Here is a 9,586-nt window from a genome sequence, read left to right on the forward strand (position 1 = left end):
CCTGCGCCAGCTTGGCCGCGGCGACCCGGCCGAGGCGCGGGCGCTGATCAAGGAGGCCGGCGGGGTCGAGAAGATGGGGCTCGAGGCGGTCGCGTGGCTGTACTCGGCCCTGCAGGGCGACGCGGCCTCGACCGCCGAGCTCGAGGCGATCCGCCGCGTCGTCCGCAACCGCGCCGAGGAGACCGCGGCCGCGGCCCACTTCGTCACCTCGTACAGCGACGGCGGGCACGTGCTGCTGCACTCGGACCGCCGGGTCGACGCGCTGATGCTCGAGGCGCTGATCGCCGACCAGCCGAAGAGCGACCTCATCCCCAAGCTGGTCGAGGGCCTGATGGCGCACCGCAAGGCCGGGCGGTGGAGCAGCACGCAGGAGAACGCGTTCGTGCTGGTGGCGCTCGACCGCTACTTCAACACGTACGAGAAGACCACGCCCGACTTCGTGGCCCGCGCGTGGCTCGGGCCGCGCTACGCCGGCGAGCAGAAGTTCGTCGGCCGCCAGACCGACCGCAAGCGCATCGACATCCCGATGGCCGACGTCTTCGAGGTCGGCGCGGGCGACCTGATCCTGCAGAAAGAGGGCAAGGGCCGGCTGTACTACCGGATCGGCATGCGCTACGCGCCGAGCGACATGCGCATGCCGCCGACCGACCACGGCTTCGTGGTCGACCGCGCGTACGAGGCGATCGACGACCCCAGGGACGTGTCGCGCGACGCCGACGGGACGTGGCGGATCAAGGGCGGGGCGCGTGCGCGTGCGCCTGACGATGGTGGCGCCGACGCGCCGCTATCACGTGGCCCTGGTCGACCCGCTGCCGGCCGGGCTCGAGCCGCAGAACCCGGCGCTGATGACGACCGGCTCGCTGCCCGAGGACCCGCAGGCGATGGCCAAGCAGTCGCCGTGGTGGTGGTGGAACCGCCCGTGGTTCGAGCACCAGAACCTGCGCGACGAGCGAGCCGAGGCGTTCACGTCATTGTTGTGGGAGGGCGTCCACACGTACACGTACGTGGCGCTGGCGACGACGCCGGGCGTGTTCGTGGTGCCGCCGCCGAAGGCCGAGGAGATGTACCACCCGGAGACGTTCGGCCGCGGCTGGAGCGCGAAAGTGATCGTCGAGTGAGGGGCGCAGTGAGGATGGCGATCGGCGACAATGCGGCGGCGCGCCGCGGCCTCGCGATCTGCCTGCTCGCCGCGTGCGCCGCTCCTGCGCCCGCGCCGACGATGCCGCCGCCCTCCGTACCCGCGCCCGCTCCTGCCGCTCCGGCGATTCGCACGACGCTCGCGGCGAACGAGCGGCTGCCGCTCGGCGGCGGCATCACGGTGCATTTAAAATGTGACCGTCGAGTCGATCGAGGCGAGCCCCGACGGCAGCTATCCGGCCGGCAGCGGGGTCACCCTGGCGCTGGTGTTCGAGGGCATGGGAGCGCCGGTGCGCCGCGAGATCAGCCTGCTCTCCGAAGGTTATGATTCGCTGCGCGAGGCGTGGTTCGAGCGCTATCGCGTCGAGGTCGTCGCGGTCGAAGATCCGACGCGGGCGCCGCGGCTCGTGGTGACGGCCGAGCAGGTCAGCGATCGGGTCCGCGCCGGCGAGCCGCTGGCGGTGCGGGTCGAGCGAGGCGGCGAGGTCGAGCTCGGCTCGACGCGAATGCGGTTCCTCGGCCACTCGACCAAGCACATCGACGCGGGCGAGTCGCCGCCGCTGCTGGTCGCGGTCGAATACCAGCCGCTCCGGGCCGAGCCGGAGCGCTTCGAGACGAACGTCGGCACCGAGGCCGGGGCGCAGCGGTGGCGCTGGCGCGATTATCAGTTCACGATCGAGGCGCACGCGTTCGACGCGTGGATGCAGCTGTCGATCGCGCGGCTCGAGCTCGAGCCGGTGCGGCGGTGAGCGGCAGGCGCGGGCGGTGAAATAAGGTGTCCTTCGGGACAGGTCGGCGCGACGACCCCAGGGAGCGCTCGGCGCGCCCCGAGCGGAGGGGCGGTGGGCGAGGGTCGGATCCGGGTCCGATGAGGTCGGGGGGCGAGGCTCACGGACCGGCGACGGCGACGGAAATCACCGTGCGTATGACCAGCATCCAAACCGCGACCATCCTCCCGCGCCTCGGCCTCGTCGCCAGCGTGCTCGCTATCACCGGTTGTTTGAACGTCCAGGGCGACCTCGGCGTGTTCACCGAGGGCGATTCGAGCGGCGCCGCCGGCACCGAGAGCACCTCGACCACCACCTCGGGGGGCGCCGACTCGTCCGCCAGTGATCCCACGGTCGTGTCGACCACGGCGGCCGACAGCGAGGAGCCTCCGGCGAGCTCCAGTGCCCCGAGAATCTCCCGCACCTCGAGCCGATGTGGTCCCTGCCTATCAGCATCGACCTCGCGGTCCACTTCCTGTCGAGCTCGTTCGCCATGCTCAACGACGGCCGGATCGCGATCGGCGGCGGCCGTTCCGGCAGCCCCGAGGGCATCAACGGCGGGGTGATGTGGGTGGATTGGCACGGCGAGCCGACGGGGTGGTCGTTCGGCCCCGACGACCACCCCGGCTATCTCCCCGTCGGAATGCGCCGCGCGGCCGATGATCCGCTGGTGCTGCTCGGTTTCGACATCCAGGACGGGCAGCACGTCATGCGAATCACGCGGGTCCCCGCCGACGGGTCGCCCGCGACCGTGGTCGACGCCGATCTGGGTCACCTGGCCTGGCCGAACGATTTCGAGCTCCTCGGGGACAGCATGGTGATCATCGGCCGTGGGATCGAGGAGGAGGAGCCGTTCGCGCTGTGGGTGGCGCGGGTCGACCTGGCCACCGGCGCGCTCGAGTGGGAAATCAACCCGCCGAGCGTTTATCCTATCCATGGCCTGGATGTCGCGGTCGGCCCGAACGGCGAGATCCTGGCGGGGCACGGTGAAGCGGGCGAGCAGGACGAGTTCAAGGTGTGGCGGCTCGGCGACGACGGCAGCGTGCTGTGGACCGCGGACCTGCTCGACCCGCCGGTGCGCTCCAACCAGCTCATCCAGCTGGTGATCACGCCCGGCGAGCAGGCCGTGGCGATCGTGCAGCACTTCGAGCCGGCCGAGGTCACGGCCCACGCGATCGAGCTCGCGGACGGCGAGGCGCGCTGGCAGACGCAGGTGGCGATCGAGGACGCCTCGGGCTCGCCGGCCTTCAGCGGCGCGCTGGTCGACCCCGACGGGTTGTCGCTGCCGATCGGGCGTGGGCCGACGCCGTACTCCCGGGGGAGTCCGCCGATCCGCTGACGGCGTCGCTGGTGCGGCTGGGATTCGACGGCGCGATCCTCGAGGACACGCCCTTGACGCTCCCCCACCTCGCCACCGGCAGTCGCAGGTTGACGCCGGCGCGCGGCAAGTGCGGCGATCTGATGCTGCTGAACGGCAATGATAGCGACTGGACCAAGCATCATCTGTGGTCGTTCGCGCCGTGAGGCGGCACGGGCCGACTGCCGTCATGCGTCGGGGTCGGGAAGGTGCGACCTGCGCGGCATCGCGACGGGGTACGCTCCTCCCGCACTCTCACGAGCCCCGGAGGTCCCATGTCGCTCGCGTCGCGCCTGATCGATCGTCTCGCCAAGCTGCCGCCGCCGCTCACCCGCGAGGTCCAGATCGAGCGCGGCGTGGCCGTGCCGATGCGCGACGGCGTGGTGCTGCGCGCGGACATCCACACGCCGCACGGGCCGGCGATCGCCACGGACACGCTGCCGACGGTGCTGGTGCGCACGCCCTACGGCCGGCGCGGGTTCGCCGAAGCTGTCGGCCGCGACGCCGCTGGCGCAGCGCGGGTTCCGGGTGGTCGTGCAGGCGGTGCGCGGCACCGGCGGCTCGGGCGGCGCGCTCGACCCGTTCGGGCAGGAGGGCGCCGACGGGGTCGACACCGTGCGGTGGATCGAGCAGCAGCCGTGGTTCGACGGCCGGCTCGGGACCTTCGGCGCGAGCTACTACGGCTTCACGCAGTGGGCCCTCGCGCGCGAGGCCGGGCCGACGCTGAAGGCGCTGTGCCTGCAGGCGACCGCGTCGCAGTTCCGCGATCAGACCTACGCCGGCGAGGGCTATTCGCTCGACGCGACGCTGTCGTGGACGCAGCTGATGTCGGCCCTGATCGCGCGGCGCGGCGTGCTCGCGATGCAGCTCTGGGCGGTCGCCGCCGCCGCGCGGTCTTTCAGCAGCTCCCGCTGACGCGCCTCGACCACGCATTGACCGGCGGGCGCGTCGACTTCTGGCAGGCCTGGCTCGTTCACGACAAACAGGGCGATCCGTACTGGACCAGGGCCCGCGACTTCAGCGACGACGTGGCCCACGTCGCCGCGCCGGTGCAGATCGTGACCGGCTGGTACGACATCTTTCTCCCGTGGACCTTGCAGGACCACGCCGCGCTGGTCGCAGCCGGGCGGTCGCCGCAGCTCTACGTCGGCCCGTTCGCGCACGCGGACGTGGGGCTGATGGCGGCCGGCCTGCGCGAGGGCATCGGCTGGCTGCGCGAGCACCTGCTCGGCGAGCGCGGGCGGCCCGCGCGGCCGCGGTGCGGGTGTGCGTGATGACCCACGGCACGCCCGGGGTGGAGCGTGAATCTGCGGCCTGGCCGCCCTCCGGGCGCGCGAGCGGCGGTTTCACCTGCAGCCCGGGGGCGCGCTGGCCGAGGCGACGCCGCCGGTCTCGCAGCCCGATCGCTTCTCCTATGACCCCGCCGATCCGACCCCGAGCGTCGGCGGCGTGCTGCTCGGCCGCGAGGCGGGCGCGCACGACAACCGGGCGCTCGAGGCCCGCGCGGACGTGTGCACGTACACCAGCGCGCCGCTGGAGCGCGACCTCGAGGTCGTCGGGCCGGTGCGCGCGGAGGTGTTCTTCTCGTCGAGCACGCAATGGACCGACGTGTTCGTGCGCCTGTGCGACGTCCAGCCCTCGGGGCGGTCGCTCAACGTGTGCGACGGGCTGCTGCGATTGACGCCCGGCCGCGTGGAGAAGGACGCGGACGGGGTGCTGCGCGTGCCGGTCGAGCTGTGGCCGACGGCGTATCGCTTCCCGCGCGGGCACCGGCTGCGCGTCCAGGTCGCCAGCGGCGCGCACCCTCGCTTCGTGCGCAACCTCGGCACCGGCGAGCCGCTGGCCAGCGGGACGCGGATGGTGGTCGCGAGCAGCAGATCCACCACGACCCGGCCCGCCGTCGGCGATCGTGCTGCCGGTGCTCGAAGGGTGAATCGGCGGGGGCGCACGTTCGCCGCGGCGAATCAGCGTATGTCTGAAAGGACATTGAAGGCGAACGGGCCCACGGTCGGGCATCGCCCAGCGTCAAAGACATGTCTGGATAGACATGTTTCTGAGGTCATATCGTTGCGGTCGCGGCGCGGTCGAGGCGGACGCGCTGCCGCATTGCCTTCACCTGCGGAGGGGCCGACTGCAGCCATTCGCTGCGGCCTTCGAGGGCTGAGGGCGGGTCGCGGGGTCAAGCGGCGACAAGGTTCTTCCCGTGAGCACGCGCTAGACACAAACATACCTCCAGGCCCTTGCGTTTTGGTAGGGTGGCAACGTGGTGCGCTCTGGCGCACCCGCGGAGGACCGATGAGACTCGCCCACGGGATTGCCACCCTCACCGCGGCCACGATCTTGGCCGTCAGCCCGACCGCGAGCGCGGTTCAGACCCCCGCCGAGCACGCGCGGCGGCCCGTCCTGGAGGTCGCGCAAGGCGCCCCGGTACGCGTCGCCGGCGACCTCGCGTGGCATCGGGTGCCGGCCCGGCACGCGCGGGCGTGGTCGCGGCTGGTCGCCGAGATGGGCCCGCAGACGTGGGCGGTCTGGGACCGCGACACCGACGTGGTCAGGCGGATCTGGGGCGCGGGGATCGCGGCGCCCGGCAGCGCGTCCTCGCCGGTCGCGGCCGAGCGGATCGCGCGGGCGTTCCTGAGCCGTCACGTGGCATTGCTGGCGCCGGGCGCCGCGGCGGGGGACTTCACATTGGTGGCGAATGTCGAGAGCGGCGGGATGCGCACTCTCGGGTTCGAACAGCGGGTCCGCGGCGTCGCGGTCGAGGGCGGGCAGGTCAGCTTCCGCTTCCGCAACGACCGTCTGTTCATGATCGGCTCGAGGCGCTGCCGCACGTGGCGGCGCCGGCGGTCCGCTCGGTCGGCGCCGCCGAGGCGCGGGCCGCCGCGAGCGCGTGGCTGGAGCGTGACCTGTCCCCGGGGACAGTCACCTTCGAGGCCGCGCACGAGGCGGTGGTGCTGCCGCTGGTGCGCGCGGGCAAGGTCGACTACGCGACGGTGGTGCCGGTCGAGCTGTCGACGACGGCGCCGCGCGGGCGCTGGCGGGTCTACGTCGACGCGGCCACCGGCGAGCCGGTGGCGCGCAAGCAGACGCTGCTGTTCGCCAGCGGCAAGGTCGCCTACGACGCGCCGCTGCGCGAGCCCGGCGGCGAGCGCCAGGACTGGCCGGCCAACCGCGCGGCGCTGACGGTGGGCGGGATGAACGTCACCAGCACCGAGGCCGGCGACGTGACGTGGAACGGCAACAACGCGACCACCGTGACGACGCGGGCCAGCGGCACGCAGGTGACGGTCGACAACGACGCGGGCAACCCGGCGACCGGCAACCTCAACCTGCAGCCGAACCAGACGGCGGTGTGGGGCGCCCCGAACGACGAGCAGGTCGACGCCCAGATCAGCACCTTCGTCCACTCGAACGTCGTGATCGAGTACGTGCGCCAGATCGACCCCGACCTCGGCTGGCTCGGCGAGCAGCTCGACGCGATCGTCAACATCAACGACAGCTGCAACGCCTACTACGACGGCAACCTCAACTTCTTCCGCCAGAGCAACCAGTGCAACAACACCGGCCGGGTCGCCGACATCGTCTACCACGAGTACGGCCACGGGGTGCATGACCACGCGATCATCCAGGGCGTCGGCAACTTCGACCCGGCGCTGTCGGAGGGCGTGAGCGACTACCTGGCGGCGACGATCGTCGACGACCCGGCGATGGGCATCGGCTTCTTCCTCAACGACCCCGGGCCGCTGCGCCACATCGACCCGAACGGCAGCGAGGCGGTGTGGCCCGACGACATCGACGGCGACACCCACATCACCGGCCTCATCATCGCCGGCGCGCTGTGGGACCTGCGCAAGGCGCTGGTCGAAGACCAGGGCCCGGGCGGGGTGGCCACGCCGATCACCTCTACTACGAAGCGATCCGCCGCGCGGTCGACATCCCGAGCATGTACTTCGAGGCGCTCGCGGCCGACGACGACGACGGCGACCTCGCCAACGGCACGCCCAACCAGTGCCTGATCAACGCGGCGTTCGCCAAGCACGGGCTGTTCAAGCTCGGCGTCGACGTCGAGGCGCCGGGTGGCCCTGCCGCAATTGGCCGAATACACGGTGTCGGTCGCGGTCGACGGCGCCGGCGGGCGGTGCAGCGGCGGGATGATCGAGTCGGCCGCGCTGACCTGGCGCCTGCGCGAGCAGCCGGACGTCGGCGGGGTGATCGCGATGGACGTCGCACCCGACCAGATCACGGGGCAGATCCCGCAGCAGCCGGCGGGCAGCGTGGTGCAGTACCAGGTGAAGATCACGTTCGAGGACGCGACCGAGCTGCAGTACCCGGAGAACCTGGCCGACCCGTTCTACGAGTTCTTCGTCGGCGCGGTCGAGGAGATCTATTGCACCGACTTCGAGTCCGACCCGGCCGCCGACGGCTGGACGCACGGGCTGTCGATGGGCATGCAGGGCGAGGGCGCCGACGACTGGATGTGGCAGGAGCCGCTGTCGCCGACGTCGTCGGGCGACCCGCAGGCGGCGTTCGACGGCTCGCGGGTGTTCGGCAACGACCTCGGCGGCGGCAACTTCAACGGCACGTACCAGTCGGACAAGACGAACTTCGCCGAGTCGCCGGTGATCGACACGACCGGCTATTCGCAGGTGCGCCTGCAGTACCGCCGCTGGCTCAACATCGAGGACGGGTTCTTCGACCGCGCGCGGATCTACGCCAACGACAACGAGGTGTGGAACAACTTCGCCAGCCCGAACATGAACGACGCGACCACGCACCACACCGATCGTGAGTGGCCTCCACGACGTCGACCTGACGGCGTCGGTGATGAACGACGCGGTGACGCTGAAGTACGAGCTGCGCAGCGACGGCGGGCTCGAGATGGGCGGCTGGACGCTCGACGCGCTGTGCGTGGTCGGGGTGGTCGACGCCGGCGGCGATCTGCGGCGACGGGATCGTCAGCGCCGGCGAGGCGTGCGACGACGGGCGAACAACAGCGATACCGAGGCGGACGCGTGCCGCACGGACTGCACGGCGGCGAGCTGCGGCGACGGGGTGGTCGATGGCGGCGAGGACTGCGACGACGGCAACGACACGCCGGGCGACGGCTGCGAGGCGAACTGCATCGGTGGCGGGGAGCCGACCACGAGCGGCGGCGACACCGACTCCGACGGCTCGAGCGGGCATGTGCCGACGACCGACGGGCCCGGCGAGACCGGAACGCAGCCCGGCTCGGATACGGACGACAGCAGCGACACCGAGGCCAGCGACTCGAGCGGGACGGCCGGCGACACCGACAGCGACTCGGGCGGCAGCGCAGCCGACGAGAGCGGCTGCGGCTGCCGCCAGGACGGCCCTGGCGGGCCGGCCGTCGGCGCTGAGCGCTGCTGCTGACGCTGCGGCGCCGGCGTTCGCGCTGAGACGCAGCGCCGCCGACGCACGCAGCGTCGGCGGCGCTCTCCTCGGGCGCTCTCCCTCGTGAAAGGAAGAGAACCCTGAGCCCGAGCGAGGCATGCGCGCCTCGCGGCGGAAGCCGGCTCGCCCGGGCGTCACGACGAGGTCGTCGCTCCGCCGGCGCGCACGCCCGGATCTTGCAGCTCTTTGCCCGGCCTTGCTAACAGGGGCATGCTTCGGCCAAGAATCCGCGAATCCCCGCGAGCCCGCTGCTCGTCCTATTGAACACGTATTGCACCGGGTGCCGGTCGAACGGGTCGAATCCAAGGCGAGCCCTGTCGCGATCGAATGGGTCGCGGCGGGTGCCCGGGCGTGGGCCGATTGGCGGCTCGCCGAGTCGCGGCAGCTCCGCGTCGACCTTCAGGCGCCGGCCGGCACCCATCACGCCTTCGGCTGGCTTGTCCCCGGCGAGGTCGCCGTCGCCAGTCTGGACGACCTGACGGCGCCCATGACGGTGCCCGTGACGTCGCCGCTTCGGATGGCCCTGAACGGCGGCGCGGACGCTACTCGGCCGCTCGTCTACAAGGACGTCGCGCCCGGTACGTACACGGTGTGTGGCCGCTCGTCCTCGCGGGGGAGGGCGACCGGGTGGCGGCGCCGGTCCGCTGCGCGCGGGTCGACGTGACCGGACGCGGCCGAGAGCCGGTCGCTCGTGCTCGGCGGCTGAGGCAGGGCGACACGCCGAGGTTCGCCGCCCCGAAGCTCGCCCGAAGGGGACGGATCTGGCACACGGGCGGGGCGCGTGTGCCCGGCTCGCCGGCTGCGCAAGGGCGAGCAGCGCGGCCTCGGATGTCCTGAAGGACAGCCGCGGCCGGCTCGGAGAGCGGAACTTCAGCTGTCTCGAGGGACAGCTGAAGCGATCACGAGCTCGAGG

Annotated in this window: 11 protein-coding genes and 1 pseudogene; 10 read left to right on the forward strand and 2 right to left on the reverse strand. The window is 72.0% G+C overall.

Annotation, left to right across the window (positions count from 1 at the left end; all coding sequences use genetic code 11):
• Positions 1-764: 764 nt before the first annotated feature.
• Both OV079_RS60545 and OV079_RS53315 read left to right on the forward strand, forming a co-directional pair.
• Positions 765-1,118 carry an alpha-2-macroglobulin family protein gene (locus tag OV079_RS60545; RefSeq protein WP_420829621.1) on the forward strand — a complete coding sequence of 118 codons (354 nt, stop codon included), beginning with the start codon at positions 765-767 and terminating at the stop codon, positions 1,116-1,118.
• A gap of 309 nt (positions 1,119-1,427) precedes the next feature.
• Positions 1,428-1,886 carry a hypothetical protein gene (locus OV079_RS53315; protein WP_267778408.1) on the forward strand — a complete coding sequence of 153 codons (459 nt, stop codon included), beginning with the start codon at positions 1,428-1,430 and terminating at the stop codon, positions 1,884-1,886.
• A 139-nt stretch (positions 1,887-2,025) separates the two neighbouring features.
• Here the strand turns inward: OV079_RS53315 and OV079_RS53320 are convergent, their stop codons facing one another.
• Positions 2,026-2,328: a hypothetical protein gene (locus OV079_RS53320; protein ID WP_267778409.1), complete on the reverse strand. Its 303-nt coding sequence runs from the start codon at positions 2,326-2,328 to the stop codon at positions 2,026-2,028.
• A 9-nt stretch (positions 2,329-2,337) separates the two neighbouring features.
• Here OV079_RS53320 and OV079_RS53325 point away from each other — a divergent pair, with 9 nt between their 5' ends.
• From OV079_RS53325 to OV079_RS53350, 6 genes and pseudogenes are all read left to right on the forward strand, one after another.
• A complete protein-coding gene (locus OV079_RS53325; RefSeq protein ID WP_267778410.1) occupies positions 2,338-3,243 on the forward strand; it encodes a hypothetical protein in 906 nt (301 codons plus the stop codon).
• Between the two features lie 53 nt (positions 3,244-3,296).
• A complete protein-coding gene (locus tag OV079_RS53330) occupies positions 3,297-3,428 on the forward strand; it encodes a hypothetical protein (RefSeq protein ID WP_267778412.1) in 132 nt (43 codons plus the stop codon).
• 367 nt (positions 3,429-3,795) lie between these two features.
• Positions 3,796-4,176, forward strand: coding sequence for a CocE/NonD family hydrolase (locus OV079_RS53335; protein ID WP_267778414.1), 381 nt, complete (start codon positions 3,796-3,798; stop codon positions 4,174-4,176).
• Positions 4,074-4,535 carry a CocE/NonD family hydrolase gene (locus OV079_RS53340; RefSeq protein ID WP_267778415.1) on the forward strand — a complete coding sequence of 154 codons (462 nt, stop codon included), beginning with the start codon at positions 4,074-4,076 and terminating at the stop codon, positions 4,533-4,535. Before OV079_RS53335 ends, OV079_RS53340 begins: the two co-directional genes overlap by 103 nt.
• 94 nt (positions 4,536-4,629) lie before the next feature.
• Positions 4,630-5,064 (forward strand): annotated as a pseudogene (locus OV079_RS60550) (CocE/NonD family hydrolase); the annotation flags it as partial.
• A 1,028-nt stretch (positions 5,065-6,092) separates the two neighbouring features.
• Positions 6,093-7,277: a gluzincin family metallopeptidase gene (locus OV079_RS53350; protein ID WP_267778417.1), complete on the forward strand. Its 1,185-nt coding sequence runs from the start codon at positions 6,093-6,095 to the stop codon at positions 7,275-7,277.
• A gap of 368 nt (positions 7,278-7,645) precedes the next feature.
• Here OV079_RS53350 and OV079_RS60555 read toward each other — a convergent pair whose 3' ends face one another.
• The gene (locus OV079_RS60555) at positions 7,646-7,891 is read right to left on the reverse strand and encodes a hypothetical protein (protein WP_267778418.1); all 246 of its coding nucleotides are present in this window, start codon (positions 7,889-7,891) and stop codon (positions 7,646-7,648) included.
• A 422-nt stretch (positions 7,892-8,313) separates the two neighbouring features.
• On the opposite strand from OV079_RS60555, the gene OV079_RS60560 reads away from it, so the two are divergent.
• Both OV079_RS60560 and OV079_RS53365 read left to right on the forward strand, forming a co-directional pair.
• Positions 8,314-8,652: a hypothetical protein gene (locus OV079_RS60560; protein ID WP_267778866.1), complete on the forward strand. Its 339-nt coding sequence runs from the start codon at positions 8,314-8,316 to the stop codon at positions 8,650-8,652.
• Positions 8,653-8,953: 301 nt separating this feature from the next.
• Positions 8,954-9,337 carry a hypothetical protein gene (locus OV079_RS53365; protein WP_267778419.1) on the forward strand — a complete coding sequence of 128 codons (384 nt, stop codon included), beginning with the start codon at positions 8,954-8,956 and terminating at the stop codon, positions 9,335-9,337.
• Positions 9,338-9,586 lie beyond the last annotated feature (249 nt).

The organism is Nannocystis pusilla, from assembly GCF_026626665.1.
Taxonomy (GTDB): domain Bacteria; phylum Myxococcota_A; class Polyangia; order Nannocystales; family Nannocystaceae; genus Nannocystis; species Nannocystis pusilla.